The sequence below is a fragment of the Telluria sp. LT1R51-2 genome (assembly GCF_059685775.1).
In genome coordinates, this window is the sequence record NZ_JCASIM010000002.1 from 641,900 (window position 1) to 664,215 (window position 22,316).

General features: G+C 63.5%; 26 protein-coding genes and 1 tRNA gene. 12 read left to right on the forward strand and 15 right to left on the reverse strand.

Annotation, left to right across the window (positions count from 1 at the left end; all coding sequences use genetic code 11):
• Positions 1–24 precede the first annotated feature (24 nt).
• Positions 25–1,071, forward strand: a complete 1,047-nt coding sequence (locus AC56LH_RS21025; RefSeq protein ID WP_499649372.1) for a histone deacetylase family protein — start codon at positions 25–27, stop codon at positions 1,069–1,071.
• Between the two features lie 40 nt (positions 1,072–1,111).
• The gene (locus AC56LH_RS21030) at positions 1,112–1,579 is read left to right on the forward strand and encodes a GNAT family N-acetyltransferase (RefSeq protein ID WP_499649374.1); all 468 of its coding nucleotides are present in this window, start codon (positions 1,112–1,114) and stop codon (positions 1,577–1,579) included.
• A gap of 14 nt (positions 1,580–1,593) precedes the next feature.
• Here AC56LH_RS21030 and AC56LH_RS21035 read toward each other — a convergent pair whose 3' ends face one another.
• From AC56LH_RS21035 to AC56LH_RS21045, 3 genes are all read right to left on the reverse strand, one after another.
• Positions 1,594–1,731 (reverse strand): hypothetical protein, encoded by a 138-nt coding sequence (locus AC56LH_RS21035; RefSeq protein WP_499649376.1) that lies wholly within the window; start codon positions 1,729–1,731, stop codon positions 1,594–1,596.
• 270 nt (positions 1,732–2,001) lie between these two features.
• The gene (locus tag AC56LH_RS21040) at positions 2,002–2,433 is read right to left on the reverse strand and encodes an FKBP-type peptidyl-prolyl cis-trans isomerase (protein WP_499649378.1); all 432 of its coding nucleotides are present in this window, start codon (positions 2,431–2,433) and stop codon (positions 2,002–2,004) included.
• A gap of 125 nt (positions 2,434–2,558) precedes the next feature.
• Positions 2,559–4,436 carry a potassium transporter Kup gene (locus tag AC56LH_RS21045; RefSeq protein ID WP_499649379.1) on the reverse strand — a complete coding sequence of 626 codons (1,878 nt, stop codon included), beginning with the start codon at positions 4,434–4,436 and terminating at the stop codon, positions 2,559–2,561.
• Between the two features lie 167 nt (positions 4,437–4,603).
• On the opposite strand from AC56LH_RS21045, the gene rarD reads away from it, so the two are divergent.
• Positions 4,604–5,485, forward strand: coding sequence for an EamA family transporter RarD (gene rarD, locus AC56LH_RS21050; RefSeq protein WP_499649381.1), 882 nt, complete (start codon positions 4,604–4,606; stop codon positions 5,483–5,485).
• Positions 5,486–5,568: 83 nt separating this feature from the next.
• Positions 5,569–7,236: an energy-dependent translational throttle protein EttA gene (gene ettA / locus AC56LH_RS21055; RefSeq protein WP_499649383.1), complete on the forward strand. Its 1,668-nt coding sequence runs from the start codon at positions 5,569–5,571 to the stop codon at positions 7,234–7,236.
• A gap of 130 nt (positions 7,237–7,366) precedes the next feature.
• Here the strand turns inward: ettA and AC56LH_RS21060 are convergent, their stop codons facing one another.
• The 8 genes from AC56LH_RS21060 to AC56LH_RS21095 all read right to left on the reverse strand — a co-directional run bounded on the left by AC56LH_RS21060 (position 7,367) and on the right by AC56LH_RS21095 (position 13,255).
• Positions 7,367–7,939 (reverse strand): porin family protein, encoded by a 573-nt coding sequence (locus tag AC56LH_RS21060; RefSeq protein ID WP_499649385.1) that lies wholly within the window; start codon positions 7,937–7,939, stop codon positions 7,367–7,369.
• Positions 7,940–8,117: 178 nt separating this feature from the next.
• On the reverse strand, positions 8,118–8,714 hold the full coding sequence (locus AC56LH_RS21065; protein ID WP_499649387.1) for an alpha-ketoglutarate-dependent dioxygenase AlkB family protein: 597 nt from the start codon (positions 8,712–8,714) through the stop codon (positions 8,118–8,120).
• A gap of 57 nt (positions 8,715–8,771) precedes the next feature.
• Complete coding sequence (locus AC56LH_RS21070) at positions 8,772–9,134, reverse strand: hypothetical protein (RefSeq protein WP_499649389.1); 363 nt, start codon at positions 9,132–9,134, stop codon at positions 8,772–8,774.
• 122 nt (positions 9,135–9,256) lie between these two features.
• A complete protein-coding gene (locus AC56LH_RS21075) occupies positions 9,257–9,634 on the reverse strand; it encodes an MAPEG family protein (RefSeq protein ID WP_499649391.1) in 378 nt (125 codons plus the stop codon).
• A 40-nt stretch (positions 9,635–9,674) separates the two neighbouring features.
• A complete protein-coding gene (locus AC56LH_RS21080; protein WP_499649393.1) occupies positions 9,675–10,505 on the reverse strand; it encodes a Rossmann-like and DUF2520 domain-containing protein in 831 nt (276 codons plus the stop codon).
• Between the two features lies 1 nt (position 10,506).
• Positions 10,507–11,085: a DUF924 family protein gene (locus AC56LH_RS21085; RefSeq protein ID WP_499649395.1), complete on the reverse strand. Its 579-nt coding sequence runs from the start codon at positions 11,083–11,085 to the stop codon at positions 10,507–10,509.
• A gap of 48 nt (positions 11,086–11,133) precedes the next feature.
• On the reverse strand, positions 11,134–11,400 hold the full coding sequence (locus tag AC56LH_RS21090; protein ID WP_499649397.1) for a hypothetical protein: 267 nt from the start codon (positions 11,398–11,400) through the stop codon (positions 11,134–11,136).
• A 1-nt stretch (position 11,401) separates the two neighbouring features.
• Complete coding sequence (locus AC56LH_RS21095) at positions 11,402–13,255, reverse strand: aminopeptidase P family protein (RefSeq protein WP_499649399.1); 1,854 nt, start codon at positions 13,253–13,255, stop codon at positions 11,402–11,404.
• Between the two features lie 144 nt (positions 13,256–13,399).
• Here AC56LH_RS21095 and AC56LH_RS21100 point away from each other — a divergent pair, with 144 nt between their 5' ends.
• On the forward strand, positions 13,400–13,996 hold the full coding sequence (locus AC56LH_RS21100) for a hypoxanthine-guanine phosphoribosyltransferase (protein WP_499649400.1): 597 nt from the start codon (positions 13,400–13,402) through the stop codon (positions 13,994–13,996).
• Between the two features lie 7 nt (positions 13,997–14,003).
• Here the strand turns inward: AC56LH_RS21100 and AC56LH_RS21105 are convergent, their stop codons facing one another.
• Both AC56LH_RS21105 and AC56LH_RS21110 read right to left on the reverse strand, forming a co-directional pair.
• The gene (locus AC56LH_RS21105) at positions 14,004–14,957 is read right to left on the reverse strand and encodes an NAD(P)H-dependent flavin oxidoreductase (RefSeq protein ID WP_332533745.1); all 954 of its coding nucleotides are present in this window, start codon (positions 14,955–14,957) and stop codon (positions 14,004–14,006) included.
• Between the two features lie 88 nt (positions 14,958–15,045).
• Positions 15,046–15,240, reverse strand: coding sequence for a DUF1289 domain-containing protein (locus tag AC56LH_RS21110; protein ID WP_183554821.1), 195 nt, complete (start codon positions 15,238–15,240; stop codon positions 15,046–15,048).
• 111 nt (positions 15,241–15,351) lie between these two features.
• On the opposite strand from AC56LH_RS21110, the gene AC56LH_RS21115 reads away from it, so the two are divergent.
• Both AC56LH_RS21115 and AC56LH_RS21120 read left to right on the forward strand, forming a co-directional pair.
• The gene (locus AC56LH_RS21115; RefSeq protein ID WP_499649402.1) at positions 15,352–15,831 is read left to right on the forward strand and encodes a hypothetical protein; all 480 of its coding nucleotides are present in this window, start codon (positions 15,352–15,354) and stop codon (positions 15,829–15,831) included.
• 145 nt (positions 15,832–15,976) lie between these two features.
• Positions 15,977–17,080 carry an extracellular catalytic domain type 1 short-chain-length polyhydroxyalkanoate depolymerase gene (locus tag AC56LH_RS21120; protein WP_499649408.1) on the forward strand — a complete coding sequence of 368 codons (1,104 nt, stop codon included), beginning with the start codon at positions 15,977–15,979 and terminating at the stop codon, positions 17,078–17,080.
• A 4-nt stretch (positions 17,081–17,084) separates the two neighbouring features.
• Here AC56LH_RS21120 and AC56LH_RS21125 read toward each other — a convergent pair whose 3' ends face one another.
• A complete protein-coding gene (locus AC56LH_RS21125) occupies positions 17,085–17,276 on the reverse strand; it encodes a cysteine-rich CWC family protein (RefSeq protein ID WP_499649412.1) in 192 nt (63 codons plus the stop codon).
• A gap of 170 nt (positions 17,277–17,446) precedes the next feature.
• On the opposite strand from AC56LH_RS21125, the gene argB reads away from it, so the two are divergent.
• The 5 genes from argB (at position 17,447) to AC56LH_RS21150 (ending at position 21,700) form a co-directional block, all read left to right on the forward strand.
• Complete coding sequence (argB, locus tag AC56LH_RS21130; RefSeq protein WP_183554827.1) at positions 17,447–18,376, forward strand: acetylglutamate kinase; 930 nt, start codon at positions 17,447–17,449, stop codon at positions 18,374–18,376.
• A gap of 42 nt (positions 18,377–18,418) precedes the next feature.
• Positions 18,419–18,493: transfer RNA gene (locus tag AC56LH_RS21135), tRNA-Thr, on the forward strand.
• Positions 18,494–18,533: 40 nt separating this feature from the next.
• Positions 18,534–19,262 carry a pyrimidine 5'-nucleotidase gene (locus AC56LH_RS21140; RefSeq protein ID WP_499649414.1) on the forward strand — a complete coding sequence of 243 codons (729 nt, stop codon included), beginning with the start codon at positions 18,534–18,536 and terminating at the stop codon, positions 19,260–19,262.
• A 23-nt stretch (positions 19,263–19,285) separates the two neighbouring features.
• Positions 19,286–19,864: a nucleoid occlusion factor SlmA gene (slmA, locus tag AC56LH_RS21145; protein ID WP_499649416.1), complete on the forward strand. Its 579-nt coding sequence runs from the start codon at positions 19,286–19,288 to the stop codon at positions 19,862–19,864.
• A 9-nt stretch (positions 19,865–19,873) separates the two neighbouring features.
• Positions 19,874–21,700, forward strand: a complete 1,827-nt coding sequence (locus tag AC56LH_RS21150) for a chorismate-binding protein (RefSeq protein ID WP_499649418.1) — start codon at positions 19,874–19,876, stop codon at positions 21,698–21,700.
• On the opposite strand, the gene AC56LH_RS21155 is transcribed toward AC56LH_RS21150, so the two are convergent.
• Positions 21,688–22,299: an OmpW/AlkL family protein gene (locus tag AC56LH_RS21155; RefSeq protein WP_499649420.1), complete on the reverse strand. Its 612-nt coding sequence runs from the start codon at positions 22,297–22,299 to the stop codon at positions 21,688–21,690. The genes AC56LH_RS21150 and AC56LH_RS21155 overlap by 13 nt on opposite strands.
• Positions 22,300–22,316 lie beyond the last annotated feature (17 nt).

A 22,316-nucleotide genomic window follows, 5' to 3' on the forward strand; every position in this document is an offset into this window, starting at 1 on the left:
CCTGCACCGACGCACGAGGACCACTTGCTCACGTTTTATAACGAACACCATGCCCAGCATGACGGCCGCGTCGAGATTCATCGCGGCGAGCTGGTGCCGTGTTGGGAAAAACCGGAGCGGGTAGCGATGGTGCTGGCGGAATGCGAGCGGCGGGGTCTGGGCGCCATCGTCACGCCGCACGGTGTGCCACTGATGACGCTCGAACGTGTCCACAGCCCGCGCTATCTGCACTTTCTGCGCACGGCCTGGAACGAGTGGCTCGCACTCGATCCGGCCAACGCTGGCAAGGATGCGTTTCCGGCCGTGTGGCCGGTGCGCACGCTGCGCAGCGACATCGAACCCGAGAACTTCTGCGCCCGCCTCGGCCTGTATTCGATGGATTGCGGCACGCCGCTGACCGGTGGCACCTGGGTCGCGGCCAAGACCGGCGCCGACTGCGCCGTCAATGCCGCCCACGCATTGCAGCGTGGTGAGCGCGGCACCTTTGCACTGACACGCCCGCCCGGGCACCACGCCGGCAGCGATTTCTTCGGCGGTTCGTGCTTTCTGAACAACGCGGCGCTGGCCGCCCAGCACCTGCTCGACGACGGGCGCGACCGCGTCGCCATCCTCGATCTCGACTACCACCACGGCAACGGCACCCAGAGCATCTTCTATGGCCGCAGCGACGTGCTGTTCATCTCGATCCACGCCGATCCGCGCGTGGAGTACCCGTTCTACCTGGGCCACGCCGACGAAACCGGCAGCGGCGCAGGTGTCGGCTACACGATGAACCTGCCGCTCGCACCGGGCAGCAGCAGCGCCACCTGGTTCGCGGCACTGGAAACCGCGTGTGTAAAAATCGCGATGACGCGCCCGCAGGCGCTCGTGGTTTCGCTGGGTGTCGACACCTTCGCACATGGCAACGATCCGCGCTTCAACCTGCAGGGTGGCGATTTTCTGCGCATCGGCGAGCGTCTCGCGCATCTGGGTTTGCCGACCGCGTTCATCTTCGAAGGCGGCGCCATGAGTCCGGAGCTGGGCATCCATACCGTGAATGTGCTCGAAGGCTTCGAGACCGCCGCCGAATAGCACACTCCCGCCCCATTTTTTCATTGACCCGTATCTGCCCATGACCTTCCCCAGCCCCATCGACTGGCACTTTTCCCGCTTCGCCGACCTGACCCCGTTCGATCTGTATGACGTGCTGGCCGCGCGCCAGAACGTCTTCATTCTGGAGCAGACCTGCCTGTACCCGGACATCGACGGCTACGACCTCGACGCGCACCACCTGCTCGGCTGGCGCGACGTGGACGGCAAGCGCCAGCTGGCTGCCTACCTGCGCGTGCTGGCGCCGGGCGCAAAATACGACGAGATGTCGCTTGGCCGCGTCGTCACCACGCCGGCTGCACGCGGCAGCGGCGCCGGCCGCGCCCTGCTCGAGCAGGGCATCGCCCATGCCGCCGCGCTGCACCCGGGCCACCGCATCCGTATCGGCGCCCAGCAATACCTGGAGCGCTTCTATGCGAGCTTCGGCTTCGAGACGGTGTCGGCGCCGTACGACGAAGACGGGATCATGCACATCGACATGCTGCGCTGAGCGCCGCGCGCCGCTCAGGATGCTGCCAGACGGCCGGCGCCAAGCAGGATGACGGCGCCGGCGAGCAGCAGCCAGGCGGGTGGTTCATGGTTCGCCATGGGCCTGGTGGTGGCAACGACGCAGGCAGGCGCCACCAGGGCCGGTGCGGACATGGCGGCGCCAGATGAGGGCAAAACAAGGAACGGTAATGCGCCAAGGATCGGCAGGAAAGGCGGCATGACAGGCTCGCGACAACAAAGTCCCGAGCATCGCCGATGGCCAGACGCCGCCCCGTGCGCCGGATCAGCCGTGCGCACCGCCTCTGGCCTGGACGCCACACCGGCGACGACTCAGGCACGGCCAGTCGACAAACCAGGCAAATTGCGGCGAAAAAAAAGCCAGAGCATGCAGCTCTGGCCATTGCCGGGTAGCGCCTTACCGGCTTACTCGACCTTGTTCAGCGTCACTTCAAACACCAGACCCGCATTCGACGGAATCGGTCCGCGACCGGCAGCGCCATAGGCCAGTGCCGACGGGATCAGGAGCGTGCGCTTGCCGCCGACCTTCATGCCCGTCACGCCCTGGTCGAAACCGGTGATGGTATCGCCGCTGCCCACGGTGTAGGCAAATTCGCTGGCTTCCTGACGGGTTCCCTTGAAGTCGCTCGCCGTCGCGCTGTACAGCCACAGCGTATAGGCAACGGTAACGCGCTTGCCGGCGACGGCTTCGGCGCCGGTGCCGACGACGCTGTCGGTTTTAATGAGCGCAGCAGGGCTGCTCACGGCCGGCTGGTAGGGCGAATCATCGCTGCCACCGCCACAGGCGCTCAGGGCGAGCATGGCGGCAAAGGCGGCGATCAGGGGGAACTTCATCATGGGACATCCTTGACTGAAAAAAGAACAACGAAACAGGTACGACGAAAGATCGTACCTTATCGAATCAGTCACATGAAACTGTCCGGACTTTGTCTAAGAATTGTAGTCAAGCAAATTCCAGAGCCTCAAATTTCAATTTGCGTGCCCAGCTCGATCACGCGGTTGGTGCGGATCTGGTAATAGTCGGCCGCGCTGCGGGCGTTGCGCGACATCGCCACGTACAGGTGTTCACGCCATGGCGCCATGCCGCCGCCCGGCGCCGAGATCACGGTCTGGCGCGCGATGAAGAACGACGTTTCCATCATTTCGAATTCCAGGCCCAGTGCGGCGCTGCGCTGCATGATGTCGGGAATATCGGCTTCATCCTTGAAGCCGTAATGGATGTTGAGCTGGTAGCAGTTGTGGCCCAGGTCGACGATGTCGATCTGTTCTTCCCTTGGCACCCACGGCTCTTCGCGCATGTGCACGGTGAGGAACACGACACGCTCGTGCAGTACCTTGTTGTGCGACAGGTTGTGCAGCATCGCATGCGGCACGCCATCGCTTTCGCCACGCAGGAAGATGGCGGTGCCGGGCACACGCGTCGGCGGCGCCACGAACAGCGATTCCATGAACGCTTCCAGCGGAATCGCATGCTTTTGCAGGTTCGTAAACACCAGCTCGCGGCCGCGTTTCCAGGTCAGCATCAGGGTCAGCAGCACGCTGCCCATCAGCAGTGGGAACCAGCCGCCATGGAACAGTTTGGTCGTGGTGGCGGCAAACAGCATGATGTCGATCGTCAGGAAGAAGCCGGTCGCTATCAAGCACATCCACAGCGGCAAGTGCCAGCGGTAGCGCGTGACGAAGAACGTCAGGATCGTCGTGGCCATCATGGTGGCGGTCACCGCAATACCGTAGGCGCCGGCCAGCTCGTCGGATGAGCCAAAGCCGATCACGGCCATCAGCACCACCACCAGTTGCAGCCAGTTGACGGCCGGGATATAGATCTGGCCGATCTCGCTTTCCGACGTGTGCATGATGCGCATGCGCGGCAGCAGGCCCAATGCAATGGCTTGCTTGGTCATCGAATAGGTGCCCGAGATCGTTGCCTGCGAAGCGATCACCGCGGCCATGGTCGACAGGATCACCAGCGGGATCACGCTCCACGCGCCGAGCTGGTAATAGAACGGGTTTTCCACTGCAGCCGGCTGCATGATCAACAGGCCGCCCTGGCCCAGATAGTTCAGGGTCAGCGCCGGATACGCGATCAGGAACCAGGCCCAGCGGATCGGCTTGGCGCCGAAGTGACCCATGTCGGCGTACAGCGCCTCGGCGCCGGTGATGGCCAGCACCACTGCGCCCAGCGCGATAAAGGCCAGCATTTTATTTTCCAGCATGAAGTGCAGCGCATGCCACGGATTGAGCGCATTCAGGATCACCGGTGCTTCGATGATATTGACGATGCCCATCGCGGCCAGCACCAGGAACCAGACCGCCATCACGGGCCCGAAGAAGCGGCCGATGCCGGCCGTACCATGGCGCTGCACGCTGTACAGGGCCACCAGCACCACCACCGCCAGCGGCACGACGTATTGCGACATGCCGGGTGCGGCGACCTCAATGCCCTCGATGGCGCCCAGCACTGAAATTGCCGGCGTGATCACGCTGTCGCCATAGAACATCGTGGCGCCGATGACACCGATGGCCAGCAGCGGGAAACTCCATTTGGAGGTACGCGGTATTGAACTGGTGGCCAGTGCCATCAGGGCCATGATGCCGCCCTCGCCGCGATTGTGCGCGCGCAGCACCAGGATCACGTACTTGAGCGAGACAATCAGCGTCAGGGCCCAGAAAATCAGCGAGATGATGCCGAGGATATTCGGTGTGTTGAGCGGCAGGCCGTGGTCTTCGTCGAACACCGCACGCAGCGTGTACAGGGGGCTCGTGCCAATATCGCCATAGACGATCCCGACCGCTGCCAGGGTAAGGGCCGCCAGGCTGCTTTTCTTGTTATCTGAGGTCAAGAGTCACCATTGCTGTTGTAGTGGTGCGGCGCACCATGAAATGAAGTGGTTCGAATTGCAAGAAGATTCGGTTGTGCATCATACACCTGTGTAAAACCGCGGGCGCGCCAGCAGCGTGCTACTTATTCAGTGATAATGTCGGCCCTGCAACCTCGTCTCCCCTCCCCATGCGTTCCGGCATTATTTACGCGGCCCTGGCCTTCTTCTGCTGGGGCCTGTTCCCCATTTATTTCCACGCCCTGGGCGAGGTGCCACCGTTGCAGATCCTGGCGCACCGCATGCTGTGGTCACTTGCTTTTCTCCTAATCCTGCTGTTGCTGCGGCGCGACTGGAAGTGGCTGCAGATCGTGCGCCAGCCGCGCGTGTTCTTCAGTTTCGTGCTGTCGGCCCTGCTGCTTAGCGCAAATTGGCTTGTGTATATCTGGTCAGTGATGAACCACCATGTGATCGAGGCGAGCCTGGGCTATTTCATCAATCCCCTGGTCAACATCGTGCTGGGTTACCTGATCCTGAAGGAACGCATGCGCCCGCTGCAGTGGGCTGCCATCGGCGTGGCCGCGCTGGGCGTGGGCTGGCTGACCTGGCAGGCCGGCACGGTGCCGTGGATCGCGCTGTTCCTGGCGCTGTCGTTCGGCGGCTATGGCTTGCTGCGCAAGACGGCCGCGCTCGGTCCGCTCGAGGGATTGTCGTTCGAGACCATCGTGCTGTTTCCGCTGGCGGCCGGCTACGTGATCTGGCTGACGGTGCACGGCCAGAACGTGTTCATCAACACGGCGTCGGACAGCACGCGCTGGCTGTTGATCATGGCCGGCCCGCTCACGGCCATTCCGCTGCTGCTGTTTGCCACCGGCGCGCGCAAGATCCCACTGTCAATCCTGGGTCTGTTGCAATACCTGTCGCCGACGCTGCAATTTTTGCTCGGCGTGTGGCTCTTCAAGGAGGCATTCAGTGCCGATCGCCTGGTTGGCTTCGTGCTGATCTGGAGTGCGCTGGCGCTGTTCGCCGGCGAAGGATTGCTGCGCAGACAGCCTGCTGCGGCCAAGGCCTGAGCGGGCAGATTTGCCAAGAAATCCTGTGTTGGCTGCAGGTTCTGTCGTATCCTGTGCACCTCGAACAACACCAGAGTACAAGCATGGCCAATTACGTCTATACCATGAACCGCGTGGGCAAAATCGTCCCACCGAAACGCCAGATTCTGAAGGACATTTCCCTGTCCTTCTTCCCGGGTGCCAAGATCGGCGTGCTGGGCCTGAACGGCTCGGGCAAATCGACCCTGCTGAAAATCATGGCCGGCATCGACACCGACATCCAGGGCGAAGCCCGTCCGATGCCGGGCCTGAACATCGGCTACCTGCCGCAGGAACCGCAGCTCGACCCGGAAAAAACCGTGCGCCAGGAGGTGGAATCGGGCCTGGGCGAAGCGTTTGAAGCGCAAGCCAAGCTCGAAGCCGTCTACGCGGCCTACGCCGAAGAAGACGCCGATTTCGACGCGCTGGCCAAGGAGCAGGAACGCCTGGAAGCAATCATCTCGTCGTCCGACGGCGGCAACCTGAACCTGCAACTGGAAATGGCCGCCGACGCGCTGCGCCTGCCGCCGTGGGATGCCAGGATCGCCGTGCTGTCGGGCGGTGAAAAGCGCCGCGTGGCGCTGTGCAAGCTGCTGCTCTCGAAGCCCGACATGCTGCTGCTCGACGAACCGACCAACCACCTGGATGCGGAATCGGTCGAGTGGCTCGAGCAATTCCTGCTGCGCTTCCCGGGCACCGTGGTCGGCATCACCCACGATCGCTACTTCCTCGACAATGCCGCCGAATGGATCCTGGAACTGGACCGCGGCAGCGGCATTCCATGGAAGGGCAATTACTCGTCGTGGCTGGACCAGAAGCAAGCGCGCCTGAAGCAGGAAGAATCGACCGAATCGGCCCGTCAGAAAGCCTTGGCGAAAGAACTCGAATGGTCGCGCCAGAATCCAAAGGCACGCCAGGCCAAGTCGAAAGCCCGCCTCGCGCGCTTCAACGAACTGTCCGAGTACGAATACCAGCAGCGCAACGAGACGCAGGAGATCTTCATTCCCGTGGCCGAGCGCCTGGGCAATGAAGTCATCGAATTCAAGAACGTCTCGAAAGCCTTTGGCGACCGCCTGTTGATCGACAACCTGTCGTTCACCGTGCCGCCAGGCGCGATCGTCGGCATCATCGGCCCGAACGGCGCCGGTAAGTCGACGCTGTTCAAGATGATCACCGGCAAAGAACAGCCGGACAGCGGCGAGGTCAAGATCGGCCAGACCGCGCGCGTGTCCATCGTCGACCAGCACCGCGACGAACTGGCCAATGCCAAGAGCGTGTTCGAAGATGTCTCGGGCGGCGCCGACATGCTCAGCGTCGGCCGCTTTGAAATGCCGTCGCGCGCCTACCTGGGCCGCTTCAACTTCAAGGGCTCGGATCAGCAAAAGATCGTCGGCAACCTGTCCGGTGGTGAGCGCGGTCGCCTGCACCTGGCCAAGACGCTGCTGCAAGGCGGTAACGTGTTGCTGCTCGATGAACCGTCAAACGATCTGGACGTCGAAACTCTGCGCGCGCTGGAAGACGCCCTGCTCGAGTTCGCTGGTAGCGTAATGGTCATTTCCCACGATCGCTGGTTCCTGGATCGTATCGCGACCCACATCCTGGCCTTCGAAGGCGATTCCCAAGTGACCTTCTTTGATGGTAACTATCAGGAATACGAAGCCGACAAGAAGAAGCGTCTGGGTGAAGAAGGCGCCAAGCCGAAGCGGATCCGTTACAAGCCGCTCACGACCTGATCGCAGCGCATACGCCACGAACGCAAAAAGCCCGCCAATCGGCGGGCTTTTTCATTGGCGAACACGAGGCGGGTTGAACTCGCCCATGAAAAAAGGCCCCGAAGGGCCTCTTTTTCAGACTACGTTCTGCTTAGAACGAGTATTTCGCGCCGATGGTCAGTGCGTTTGGACGCACGCCGAAGTCACGGGTGCCGCCGAAACGTTCGTATTCAGCGATCACGGCCACGTCCTGGTTGATGTTGTACTGAACACCCAGGGCGCCGTAGGCGTTGTTGTCGCTCTCACGACGGCTCAGCGCCGAGTTGATTGCCGACAGTTCGTTCACGTCATGCGACACGCCCAGCTTGGCGTAACCAACCAGCTTTTCGGTCAGCGGCGAGCTGAACTTTGCTGCAACGTAGGTCGAACGGCCATCGACCACGCCGCTCGAAGCGACTGGGCCCAGGGTGTAATAGATGTCGGCGCTACGGAAATCGGTGTGACCGACTTCAACAGCCCAGTTCGGGGTGAACTCGTAGCCACCGAACAGCTTGGCCGAGGCCTTGATGGTATCGATGTCGGCAGTAGTTGCGCCTGGAACGCGCGACTCATAGTCGGTAGCGACTGCACCGGCGCCGACGTAGGCACGCGGGGTGAATTCTTGGGCCTGAACAGCCGACACAGCGGCGGTGGTGGCGAGCAGGGCAACGATCAGCTTTTTCATCTCTAATTCCTCTTTTTGTTCATCTAGTTCGTGATTCACAATGAATCGCGATAGGGTTCAAGATAACACTGTCGAAAGATCAAGTCCGTCGCGATTCCGTAAGAACTGTAAGAAAGTGTAACTAAATGACCCAATAGTAAGTAATATTTGCCACCCTATAAGCGATATTACTGAGAACTTAGACGATTTTCCTGAAAGTTAGATTGATTCTAGCTTGTAACGATTTTGTCATCTTGTTGATCCCATGCAACCAATTTTGTTGGGTGTCGCCTGCCATCAGTAACAGACTGCCATCGGTCAAGGGCACGCGTACTGTCTGTCTGGTGTGTTTGTGTTGCAGGATGAAGGTGCGCGCTTCGCCAAAACTGAGCGACGCGATCGCAGGTCGTGGTCCCAGCGCAGGTTCGTCGTCACTGTGCATGCCCATGCTATCGCGCTCGTTACGATAGTAGTTCAGCAGAACGCTGTTGAATGCATGCCCGGTCGCGGCCTCGACGGCATCACGCAAGGTCACAAGTAGCGGCGTGAACGGTGTGGGCTGCAGCCGCAGGCCGGAATAGGCATAGGCTTTCTCGCCATACCAGGCACTGAGGCGGGGTTGCAGATGCCGCTTGCCATAGACCACCACGGTCTCTTCGCGCCAATCGGTCTCGGCCAGCAGGCGCGCGAAGACGTCGGCATTCGACCACGGCAACGGCAACTGGGCCATCCAGCCCAGTTCACCATCGTTGAGCGGCAGCGGGAGCAGGCCCGCTTGCGGTGCAAATAAATCCATCGAGAATCATCACGCCAAACATGGTGAAGGCCACCACGACGCTCATTCTCGCACGGCTTATGCGTAAGCTTCCGCCAGGCTCATGACGCGTGGTTCGATCTTGATGCCGACATTGCCGAACAGGGCGTCGAGCGCTGCCAGATTGGTCGTGCACTCTTCCGCTTTCCAGCCCTTGAACAGATCGGTGCCATCTTTCTGGAAATGCAGCTCCAGCACTTTGCCCTTGTCGCGGTGGACATAGTTTTGCTCGTGGACACTCTGGAAACCCAGCTCGGCCAGGCCGGCGATCACGGTGTGCGGCGGATTGTCCGGGTCGGTGGCCAGGAATACACCGAAGGTCTTGCCGGGCGGCTTGGCCGCGACGTCGACTTCGTAAATCCCAGGCGCCTTGGTGGCGGTCGTACTTTTCAAAAACAGCATCACGGTGCTCCTGGCGTGCTAGTGACCCGCGAGATAGTTCGCGGATCGCTTTTCAGTTAATCAGCCTGCCAGCATATTTCCATATGGGAACTTTGTCGACCGAAGTTTTTGCTTTGTCCGATTTATCGCATGACCAGGCCAAAAACTGTGGCGCCAATCAACGCGGCGCTGGCCAGCATGCTCACGATGAAGCCGATTTCGCGCTTGGCCGGATCGCGGTAGTAACCCAGCGCATACAGAATCCGGCCCACGCACCACAGCAAGCCCCCGGCAGCAGCCCAGGTGTCACCCAGGTAGATGGCGCACAGCCACAGAGGCACGAGTACCAGCGGCAGCAATTCCAGCGTATTCATCTGGACGCGATGGGCGCGCAAAAAGCCCTCGGGACCATCCATCGACGGCGCCGGCACCTTGAACTGGATGCGCGCACGCGCAGCATTGCCCCAAGTCCAAAAATAGACGGCAAGAACGGCCAGGGTGGTCCAGGCGGTGAAGATCATGGTGTTCCTTTGCGATGAGCGCGGTGAATCGTGGTGGTGATCAGGTGGCGCTGTGCTTGCGCCGCGCCAGGTCGGTCGTGGGTGGGACCAGCGCGCCGTACAGGCGGCCCGTTGCGGCGTCCCAGTCCAGCAAAGCCTGTTCTTGCCGCGCCACGGTGGCCAGGTCGCCGCGCGCGACGGGGCCGCTGAGCGCTGCGGCCGGGCCGAGGCGAAATACATTGGCCAGCGTCTCGGTGGCCAGCGGTTGTGCCAGTTCGCGCGCCACCGCTTCGGGGATGCCGGCGGCCTGATAGGCTCGCAGCGCCGCGTCGAGCACCGTGGTCAGGTAGTTCGACGCGAACACGGCGGCGGCGTGGTAGACCGTCTTGGCGGCGCCATCGATCGGCACGAGGCGCGCGCCGATGGCCTCGAATGCTGGGCCCAGCAGCGCCAGCGCCGCCGCATCACCCTCGACGCCGCAGAAGGTGCCGGCAAATTCGCGCGCCACCTGCTGCGGATCGGCGAAGCTGCGGATCGGGTGCACGCTGGCCACCAGCGCGCCGCCCCCACGCGCCGCCTGCAGCGCAGCCGACGCTTTCGCGCCGCTGCAATGGAACACCACGGCGCCAGTCAGGTCGTGCGTCTGCGCCAGTTGCGCGGCGACCGGCTCGATCTGATCGTCGCTCACCGCCAGCAGCCAGGCTTGCGCAGGGCGCAGCTGCACAACATCGGTACAAGCCTGGCCAGCGCCGATGAACGCCACCGCCGCCTGCGCGCTGGCGGGCGAACGGGTCAGCACATCCTGCAGCGCGAACGCACCGCTGGCGGCGAACAGGCGCCCCAGCACGCGGCCGACATGGCCCGCGCCGACCAGATTCAGCGTCGGGGTCATTTCAGAAGCCGGCGCCAGGCTGACTCAGGTAGTCGAGTTCTTCGGGTGTCGACGCGCGGCCCAGAATCGGATTACGGTGCGGGAAGCGGCCGAAGCGCGCGATCACGCCGCGGTGGCGGTGCGCGTAGTCGAGCACTTCGTCGAAGCCCTCGTGGTCAGCAGCCAGCGCGGTGAACTGATCGACTGCGAGCTGCTGCATGCCGGCGTCTTCGGCATGCTCGAACGGCATGTAGACGAACTGACGCTCGAGCGGTGCCAGCGCCATGTGCTCGCCGGCGTCGACCATCTGGCGGGCGGCGCTCAGTGCCAGCACATCGCCGGCGAACGATTCCGGCGCGCCGCGGTAGACGTTGCGCGTGAACTGGTCGAGCACCAGGATGCGCGCCAGCACGCCGCGCGCGCCCTGTTCGTCCCACTCGCGCAGGCCGCCTGCAATCGCGTGCGTGATTGTTGCGCCGAAGCGTTCGCGGATGACGGCGTCGAACGCGGGGTCCTTGCGGTACCACTCGGCGCGCGCCTTGCCATGGTCAGGATGGGAAGCTGGCAGAAACCAGAAATCGAGAACTTCTTGTGCGTCCATGGATGAATTCCGTTGATTGTGATGGTGAAGCAGGCCGGTACGCCGCGCTCAGGCCGCCGGCTTCTTGCGCACCAGCTGCTTTTCGAACGCGATGTCGTTCTTGCTCATGCGCGGCTGCTCCTGCGGCCCCAGGCCCTTGACGAAGGTGACGAAGTCGTCGAGCTCCATCGGTGCGCACAGCGGCGGGCTGCCGGGCGCTTCGGACAGGTAAAAATGGCCATCGCCGGTGCGCGCCATCGAGTACAGCGGATTACCGGTGCGCTGCTTGAGACGGTCGACCGCGCTGCTGGCGCGTGTGGAACGGGAACTTGCCATGTCAGATTGCCTCCGTGCGCAGCATGAGCCACTCGAACGCGGCGCCTTCGACATGGGGCGTCAGGCGCGCACGCACGGTGGCGTGGTAGTCGTTGAGCCAGACGATTTCGTCAGGGCGCAGCAGCGAACGGTCGAGGCAGCGGGTGTCGATCGGGCACAGGGTGAGCGTCTCGAAAGCCAGGTATTCGCCGAATTCGGTCTTGTTCGCGGCGACATTGAGCACCAGGTTTTCGATACGGATGCCCCAGCGGCCCGGGCGATAGATGCCCGGCTCGATCGACGTGATCATGCCCGGCTCCATCGCGGTGTGCGGGTCCGGCGGCACGGCCGGCGAAATCGTCTGCGGGCCTTCATGCACGTTCAGGAAGTAGCCCACGCCGTGGCCGGTGCCGTGGCCGTAGTCGATGCCGGCAGCCCAGATCGGGGCGCGTGCGATCGCGTCGAGCAGCGGTGCGCGGGTGCCGCGCGGGAAGTGGGCGCTCGACAGCGCGATCAGGCCTTTCAGCACCAGCGTGTAGTCGCGCCGTTGGTCGGCGCTTGGCGTGCCGACCGGGATCACGCGCGTGATGTCGGTGGTGCCGCCCAGGTACTGGCCGCCCGAGTCAATCAGCAGCAGGCCGTCGCCTTCGATCGTGGCGCAGGTGGCCGCTTCAGCGCGGTAATGCATGATCGCGCCATTGCTGTTGAAGCCCGCGATGGTCGAGAAACTCGCGCTGACGAAGTTCGGGCGGCGCGCGCGGGCAGCGGTGATGCGCGTGTCGATATCGACTTCGTTGATTGCACTACGGTTTGCGTCCGCCAGCAGCGGCTCGAGCGCGGCAAAGAATTCGCACAGCGCGGCGCCATCCTGCTCCATCGTGGCGCGCACGTTGACCGCCTCGCTATCGAGCTTGCGCGACTTGGCAAATGTGGTCGGGTTGATCGCCTCGACCACGTTCACGCCGCTGGCCACGCTCGCGCGCATGCCGGCCGTGACGCGGCGCGGATCGAGCAGCAGCGTCGCGCCTTCGGGCAGCGCTTCGAGCGCATGCACGGCGTTCTCGTACGGCGCCAGGTGCACGTCGTCCGCTTGCAGGCGGGCACGCACCTCAGCCGGCACCTTGCCGTCGCCAACGAACAGCGTGGCGTCGCCACGGCCGATCAGCGCATGGGCCAGGAACACGGGATTGAAACTGACGTCGGCGCCGCGCAGGCTGAACAGATAGGCGATGTCGTCGAGCGTCGAGACGAAGTGAAAACCGGCGCCATGCGCTTCCATCGCGGCGCGCGTGGCCTGCAGCTTGTCTGCGCGGGTGGCGGTGGCAAACGGTGGCAAGTGCTCGAACACGGCGTCGGCCGGCAGCGCCGGGCGCTCACGCCAGACATCGTCCAGCAGGTCGAGATCGGTGCGCAGCACGACGCCCCTGGCCTGCAGCGCGTCGGCCAGCAGGCGCGCGCCAGCCAGGCCCAGCACGCGCGCATCGACGGCGGCAGTCTGGCCGGCGGCCAGGTTGGCGGCGAGCCAGTCGACGTGCAGCTGGCTGGCCGCGCCCGGGATCTTCATCAGCGCGATCTCCGTGCCGGCCAATTCGGTGTCGGCCTGCGTGAAGTAGCGGCCATCGGTCCAGACACCAGCGAAATTGGCGGTGGCGATGAAGGTGCCGACCGAGCCCGTGAAACCGGACAGCCATTCACGGCCCTTCCAGTGACCGGGCAGGTATTCCGACAGGTGCGGGTCGCTCGACGGCACGATGACGGCGTCGATGCCGTGGCGCGCCATGGCTGCGCGCAGTTGCGCGAGGCGGTCGGCGCGGACAGTCTGGAAGTCGGTGGAAGAATCAGAAGAAGTGTGGGCTTGTTCGGTGGCGTCGGACATGGGCGGAGGCGTCGATTTGTTTTCCAAGCTGCGTATGATACGCCCCATTTGGCGCCGCCGACATACGCGGGGCGCCCCAACCGGAACACCCTCCAGCCCGGGGATCACGCATAATGGCGCGGCATCCACCAGACATAGAGACCCATGCTCGATTTTCATCATGAGCGCGCCCGCGCGCTGTTGGCGAACGCCACGCAGATCGTCACTCCTGCTGAAGTCCAGGCCGCTGTTACCAGCGTCGCCGACCAGCTCAATGCGCGCTTTGCCGCGCCAGGCGCCACCGAATTCCCGCTCGTGCTGGGCGTGATGGGCGGCGCGGTCGTGTTCACCGGCACGCTGCTGCCGCAACTGGCCTTCCCGCTCGACTTCGACTACATCCACGTGAGCCGCTACGGCGACGATGACCGTGGCGGCGAACTGGTATGGAAAGTGATCCCGCGCCAGAACGTGGCGGGCCGCACGATCCTGCTGGTCGACGACATCCTCGACGAAGGCGAGACGCTGGCCCACGTCAAACAGCGCCTGCTGGACATGGGCGCGGCCGAAGTGATGGTCGTCGTGTTTGCCGACAAGGATCTGGGCCGCGCCAAGCCGATCACGGCCGACCTGATCGGCTTGAGCTTGCCGAACAAGTTCGTCGTCGGCTTCGGGATGGACGTGTATGGCTACTGGCGCAACCTGCCGGGCCTGTGGACGATCCGACCCGAGGATTTGAAACAGCCCGCGGCGCCGGCAGCCTGAGCGTTTTTTAAAGCGCCAGTCGCGCGCGCGCCGCCATGTATTCGGCGCTCAAGCGCGCGACCATGTCGGCCACCGTCGGCACGTCGTCCATCAGGCCGACGCCCTGCCCTGCGCCCCAGATGTCGCGCCAGGCCTTGGCGCTGCCCGAACCAAAGCTCATCTTGCTCTTGTCCGATTCGGGCAGGTTGTCCGGGTCCAGCCCGGCCGCGACGATCGATTTTTTCAGGTAGTTCCCGTGCACGCCCGTAAACAGGTTCGTGTAGACGACGTCGGCTGCCGTCGATTCGACGATCGCATCGCGGTAGTCGTCGCTGACGTTCGATTCCTTCGTCGCCAGCCAGCGCGAACCGATGTAGGCAAAGTCGGCGCCCATCGCCTGCGCTGCCAGGATCGCGTCGCCGGTGGCAATCGAGCCGGACAGCGCAATCGGTCCCTTGAACATCTTGCGGATTTCGCCCACCAGCGCAAACGGCGACAGCGCGCCTGCATGGCCGCCAGCGCCAGCGGCCACCAGGATCAGGCCATCGACGCCCGCTTCCAGCGCCTTTTCGGCGTGGCGGATCGAGACGATATCGTGCAGCACGATGCCGCCATACGAATGCACGGCGTCCATCATCTCGCGCGGCGGCGCGCGCAGCGACGAAATGATGATCGGTATCTGGTGCTTGACGCAGACTTCGACGTCATGCGCCAGGCGGTCGTTCGACTGGTGGACGATCTGGTTGACGGCGATCGGGCCGACCTTCTTGCCCGGATTGGCCGCCGCGTAGTCAGCCAGTTCGCGCTGCAGGTCAGTCAGCCAGACGTCGAGCATCTCGGCCGGCCGGGCATTCAATGCCGGGAACGAGCCGACGATGCCGGCCTTGCACTGGGCTGCCACCAGCGCGGGCCCGCTGGCAATGAACATCGGCGAAGCGATGACAGGAAGGGACAGGTCTTGCAGCGCAGCGGGCATCGTCATGGAAGCTCTCGGTGGTGGATGAAGGATGGGCCTGATTATAGCCTTGAGAAAAGTACGACCGTGCTAGATTCCTGCCTCTAAACGATCGCTACTGCCAGTCAATCTCGCCCTCGCGGCGCCGGATCTCGGCCCAGATCGCGCGTTTGGCGTCGTCCGTGGCCGTGCCCCAGGCGACGATTTCATCGATGGTGCGCAGGCAACCCTGGCACAGGCCCGTCTCCGGGACCATCTGGCAGATATTGATACAGGGCGACGGTACGGGGGTTTGCAGTTCGGGAGCCATCGTTCGCAGTGGTGGAAAATAAAGTGGCATTATCGCGCGGCTGGCAGTCCAGCGCCGCGTGTTGCCTGTCTTTTACTATACTGGGGCAACGCCACTTTGCACGAGGTACCCATGAAATTACGCTCTGTTTTGCTGGCTGGCCTGTTCGGCGTGTCCACGACTGCCTTTGGCCAGATCCTCTCTCCTGACGGTTACGGCAAGATCGGGTTCGGCCAGCGGCTGGACGTCGTCGAGCGCCAGTTGGGCCAGCGCGCCGCGCCTCGCCCGGCCGACCCGGCCTGTTCGATGGTGGTCTTCAAACGGTATCCCGATGTGCGCTTCATGGTCGAAAACGGCGTGATCACGCGCGCGGACGCCAAGCGGATCGTGCGCAACAGCGCCGGTATCACCGCGCGCATGTCGGTCAGGGATGCGCAGCGCCATCGCCCGGCGCTGCAGGTCGGGCCGCACAAATACGACGAGAACGGGCAGTACCTGACGCTGGCCCAGGGCAAGGACAAGGCGCTGGTCTTTGAGGCGAGCAAGGGCAAGCTGCAGCGCATGCGCGCAGGCATCAAACCGGCCGTGGAGTACGTGGAAACCTGCGGTTAAGCATGCGTTCGTGCGCGATGTGATCACGAAGATCAATGTTCCGTATCTAAGATAACCGCATATATACGGGCCGTTCGGCAACGTCAGCAAGGTTCGTGTAAGCTCATGGCCTGAAATTGGTGCGGTGCACAATAAAAGGAATGCCATGAAACTCAACCGACTCATGCTCGCGCAAATGCGCAGCGCTACCCGAACGCTCTGGCGCTCGGGTCCGGTGACCCCTGGCGCAGCAGTGCGGCAAGCGATGAGCAACGTCAACGCGTTGCACCGGGTCGCCCGTCAACAGATGCGTGACTTCACGATGACGGTGACGCCGTCGGAATCCGCTTCGGAATCCACTTCGGCATCCGCGCCGGAAGCAGCCTCGACCTCTGCCCCTGCTGCCGCGCCCGCAGCAACAGCCAGCGCGCCACCGACCGGCACCTTCATCGCCGGCAGCCACACGAACGACGCCGGCACGCGCGACTACAAGCTGTACGTCCCGGCCAGCTACACGGGCGGCCCCGCGCCGCTGGTGGTGATGCTGCACGGCTGCACGCAGGACCCGGACGACTTCGCCGCCGGCACCGGGATGAACGTGCTGGCCGAAGAGGTCGGCTGCCTGGTGCTGTATCCGGCGCAAAGTAAAAGTGCCAACCCGTCGCGCTGCTGGAACTGGTTCAACGCCGTCGACCAGCGCCGCGATGAAGGCGAGCCGTCGCTGATCGCCGGCATGACGCAGGCGATCATGGACACCTACAGCGTCGATGCGAGCCAGGTGTATGTGGCCGGCCTGTCCGCCGGCGGCGCGATGGCCACCATCATGGGCACGCTGTATCCCGACCTGTACGCCGCCGTGGGTGTGCACTCCGGCTTGCCGTTCGCGTCGGCCAATGATCTGTCGTCGGCGCTGGCGGCGATGAAGGGCGACTTCCGGCGCAGCCAGCTCGAGAACCAGCCACTGCCGGTGATCGTGTTCCATGGCGACCGCGATACGACGGTCCATCCAGCCAATGGCGAAGAAGTGGTCGCGCAAGGTGCACGCCACCTGCCGCAGCCGGGCACGACCGAACCGGGCAACGTGCCGGACGGCCATGCCTACACGCGCACGCTGTATCCGGCCACCGATGGCACCGTGCAGGCAGAACACTGGCTGGTGCATGGCGCCGGCCACGCGTGGTCCGGCGGCCAGGCGCAGGGCAGCTATACCGATGGCAAGGGGCCTGATGCCAGCCGCGAAATGATGCGCTTCTTCCGTACCCAGCGCTGAGTTCTCAGGGCGGTGCGGCAGATGGCGGTTGACTCTGCGCGGCGATGTGATCGCGCAGACATGCCGGACACCAGCAGCCAGCTGCCTCCTGCGGCACCGCCACCGCCGGCGGCAACGCCATGCACCAGCACGGCGCGCTGTCGCCATCGGCCATGGCGCAGCTGAACGGGGCGCCGCAGCGCGTGCAAAAAATCATGGTCTCAACAGCCTTGATGATGGATGGCGAACGGCGGGAATGGCATGGCAGGAGTAGAGTGGTGGGCGCTGCTATAAAATACAACAGAACACCGCCCACTCCCCACAAGGTTTACGCTGTTTTTATGGCATTTGGCTGTAAAATCTCGCGACAATTATTTCGGACTTTCCATGAACGCTCAAGTGACCAGCCTGACTACCGACGACCAACCAAACGACCTCGCGGGCGTCTCCCCGGCGATCAAGGCGCAGATCCTGGCCGAAGCGCTTCCGTACATCCGTAATTTCCACGGCAAGACCATCGTCATCAAATACGGCGGCAACGCCATGACCGACGAGCGCCTGAAACACGGCTTCGCACGCGATGTCATCCTGCTCAAGCTGGTGGGCATGAATCCGGTCGTGGTGCATGGCGGCGGTCCGCAGATCGACAACGCGCTGAAGAAAATCGGCAAGCAAGGCACGTTCGTGCAGGGCATGCGCATCACCGACGAAGAAACCATGGAAGTGGTGGAGTGGGTGCTGGGCGGTGAAGTCCAGCAGGACATCGTCATGCTGATCAACCACTACGGTGGCCAGGCCGTGGGCTTGACCGGCAAGGATGGCGGCCTGATCCGCGCACGCCGCATGGCGATGCCCGACAAGGAAAAGCCAGGCGAGTTCCTCGACATCGGTTTCGTCGGCGAGATCGACGCCATCAACCCGGCTGTCGTCAAGGCGCTGCAGGACGATGCGTTCATCCCGATCATTTCGCCGATCGGCTTTGGCCAGGACGGCCAGGCCTACAACATCAATGCCGACGTCGTCGCCGGCAAGATCGCTGAAATCCTGAAGGCTGAAAAGCTGATCATGATGACCAACATCGCCGGTGTGCAGGATAAATCGGGCAACCTGGTCACCGACCTGTCGGCACGCGAGATCGATGAGATGTTCGCCGACGGCACGATTTCGGGCGGCATGCTGCCCAAGATTTCATCAGCTCTCGATGCTGCCAAATCGGGCGTGAACACCGTGCACATCATCGATGGCCGGATCGAACACTCGTTGCTGCTCGAAGTCTTGACCGAGCAGGCTTTTGGCACTATGATCCGGTCTCATTAAATTTTTTGTGGCGGAAACAATCGCCACAGAAAAACCAGTACCGCCCTTTTAGCTCAGTGGTAGAGCACTCCCTTGGTAAGGGAGAGGCCACGTGTTCAATCCACGTAAAGGGCACCATCGCTTCACCTCCCCCTCTGCTTTACCTACGCCTCGCACCGTGGCCACTCCCCTACCCCGCGCACCTGTCTGGTTATTTGACCTCGACAACACCCTGCACGACGCATCGCACGCGATTTTCCCGGCGATCAGCGCCAACATGAACACGTACATCGCACGCGTGCTGAGCCAGAACGGCGAGACCGCCACGCAAGCGATGATCGATGCTGCGCGCATCGGGTACTGGAAGCGCTACGGCGCCACCCTGCTCGGCATGATGCGCCATCACCAGGTGTGCCCGACCGACTTCCTGCGCGAGACGCACGATATCGGACCCTTGGCAGAACTGCTGCGCTTCGAGCGTGGCCTGGGGCGCCTCTTGCGCCGCCTGCCGGGCCGAAAGATCCTGCTGACCAATGCGCCCAACTCGTACTCGACCGAGATCGTGCGCCGCCTGAAGCTGCACAACCATTTCTCGCACCATGTGGCGATCGAACACATGCACGTGCACCGGCAGTTGCGGCCCAAGCCGTCCAAGCTGATGCTGCGCCGCCTCTTGCGCAAGCATGGCGTGGCCGCGCAACGCTGCATTCTGGTCGAAGACACGCTGGCCAATCTGCGCACTGCGCGCCAGCTGGGCCTGCGCACCGTGTGGGTCACGCAATACCTGCGTATGGCCGATCCGATTGGCACCGCCCCTTTGCCGAGGACATTGAAATGTCCCGGTTACGTCAATGTCAAAGTAAAATCCGTGCGGCAACTTCCTGCGCGGCTGTCGAGGCTGCGTTAATCGATCAACCACCTAGGGATCCCATGGCAAGCACGAAGCCCGGCCAGCGCAAGCTGCAAATCCTTCAGGCCCTGGCCGCGATGCTCGAGCAGCCCAAGGGCGAGAAAATCACCACTGCCGCCCTGGCCGCGCGCCTGGGCGTGTCCGAAGCGGCGTTGTACCGCCACTTTGCCAGCAAGGCGCAGATGTACGAGGGGTTGATCGAGTTCATCGAGACCTCGGTATTCGGCGTCATCAACCAGATTACTGAAAACGAAGAAGGCGGCCTGGATCAGACGCGCGCGATCGTGCAGATGCTGCTGGGCTTTGCGGCGAACAATCCGGGCATGACGCGCGTACTGATCGGCGACGCGCTGGTGAACGAAGACGAGCGCCTGCAGCACCGCATGAACGCGTTTTACGACAAGGTCGAGCTGGCGTTCAAGGGCGCCCTGCGCGTGGCCGTCACGCAGGGTCACGGTCGGGAAGCCGACGTCGCCGGCCGCGCGAGCCTGTTGATGAACTACGTCACCGGGCGCTGGCACCGCTTTGCCAAGAGCGGCTTCAAGGTCAGTCCCGTGGACGGCACGGCGCTGCACCTGTCGTTGCTGCTGGCAGCGTAAAATCCGGGGATGGATACTGGTGAAGTCTTTGCACTGCTCGACGATGCGCGCGCCACGCACGAAGCCCGTTCGCGGCTCTACCGCGGCCATGCCGGCACGCTGACCTGCGATGACGCCAGCGGCTGGCCACCACTGCTGGCGGCCCTGCAGGCCGCGTTACAACAGGGTTTGTATGCGGTACCGCTGCTGACGTACGAACTTGGCGCGCACCTGCAAAACCTGCCGGCGCGCCCGGTGGACGGACCGCTGGCGCAGGTGCTGCTGTTTTCGCAGTGCGATCATCTGCCCGGCGAGCAGGTCGCATCGTGGCTTGCCACGCGCAGCGCCGGGCCGGACCAGATGGCCGGTGTGGCCGGCATCACGGCCAATGTCGACGAGGCGCAGTTTGTCGACGCCATCGCCCGCATCCGCGCACTCATTGAAGCGGGCGACACCTACCAGGTCAATTACACGTATCGCTTGCGCTTCGACGCGTTCGGCCCGCTCGTCGCCCTGTATGCACGCCTGCGCGCGCGCCAGCCGGTGCCGTATGGCGCGCTGGTGGCGCTGCCGGATGGCCGCGCGCTGCTGTCGTTCTCGCCCGAGCTGTTCGTGCGCCACGAGGCCGGCGTGCTGCAGGCGCGGCCGATGAAGGGCACGGCGCGCGCCAGCGGCGACGCCACGATCGATGCTGCGCGGGCGCGCGACCTGGCGCAGGACACCAAGAACCGCGCCGAAAACCTGATGATCGTCGACCTGCTGCGCAATGACCTGGGCCGCGTGGCGGTCACGGGCAGCGTGCAGACGCCTGTGCTGTTTGACGTGCAGCGCTACGGCGCCGTACTTCAGATGACGTCCACGGTGCAGGCGCGCCTGAAAGCCGATGCGGCGCTGGTGGATATCTTTGACGCGCTGTACCCGTGCGGCTCGATCACGGGCGCGCCCAAGCGCCGCGCGATGGAAATCATTCAGGACCTCGAACCGGATGCGCGCGGCGTCTACACCGGTGCGATGGGCTGGTTCGATCCGGCGCCACCGGGCCACGCGTTCGGCGACTTCTGCCTGTCGGTGCCGATCCGCACGCTGGCGCTGGCAGCACAGGCAAACGGCGTGCGGCGCGGCGAGCTGGGTGTGGGCGCCGGCATCGTCCACGACAGCGAAGCGCATGACGAATTCGCCGAGTGCCAGTTGAAATCAGGCTTCCTGACCGGGCTGGCCAACGATGTCACGCTCTTCGAAACGTTGCGTGCCTCGCGCGACCATGGCTGCCGGCACGTCGACCAGCACCTCGAGCGCTTGCGCGCGTCGTGCAGCTATTTCGGTGTTCCGTTCGATCATGGCGCCGCGCACGCGGCCCTGGACGCTGCCTGCCGGGCGCTGCCGACCGACAGTGTGTACCGCATGCGCCTGGCCATCGATGCAACCGGCGCAATGACGATCACATCTGGCGTACTGACGCCGCTGCAGGAGCCGGTGCTGGTGGTGCTGGCCGACGAACCGACGGCCAGTAGCGACATCTTCCTGCGTCACAAGACGAGCCGGCGCAGCCGCTACGATGCGGCCTGGCAGGCAGCCGAAGCGCGTGGCGCGTTCGATGCGCTGTTCTTCAACGAGCGCGGTGAATTGACGGAAGGTGGGCGCAGCAATGTGTTCGTGCGCGTGGGTGACACGTGGATCACGCCGCCGCTAAGCTGCGGCGTGCTGCCTGGCGTCATGCGGGGCGTGCTGCTGGCAGCGCCCGCATGGCACGCGCGCGAAGGCGTGATCACGCGCGCGATGCTCGACGCGGCCGACGACATCGTCGTCTGCAACGCGCTGCGTGGACCGCTGCGCGCGGTGCTTCTTCAGAACCGGTAACCGACGCCCAGGCCGAACAGCATCGGATCGACTTTCAGGTGGCTGATATTGGCGCCGCCGACGATCACGTCGCTGCGGATGTTGACGCGCTTGATGTCGGCATTGAGCGACCAGTGCTCGTCCAGGCGGAAATCAACGCCAGCCTGCAGCGCCAGGCCAACGCTGTCGTTTTCCAGGTCAGCTGCACCATTGAGCAGCTTGACGCTCGAGATGCGCGTGTAGTTCACGCCCACACCCACGTACGGATTGAAGGTGGCGCCCGGTGCGAAATGGTATTGCGCGCTCAAGGTTGGCGGCAGGTGCTTGAAGCTGCCGATCTTTGTGCCGGCCAGCGTCACATCGTGCTTTTGCGGATAGGTCAGGATCAGTTCCGCCGCGAAGTTCGGCGTGAAGAAGTAGCTGATGTCCAGCTCGGGGATGGTCTTGTTGCTGACCTTGATCGTGTCCGATGCGCCCACACCGCCAACCGGGCTCGATTTATTGTCCGGCTCCATCTGGATGGCGCGTGCACGCACCAGCCACGGCGATTCCTGGGCCAGCGCCTGTGCAGATGCTACGGCAATCAGGGCCACCACTACGGATTTCAACATCGTTGTCATTGGTTCTTACCTTTCGT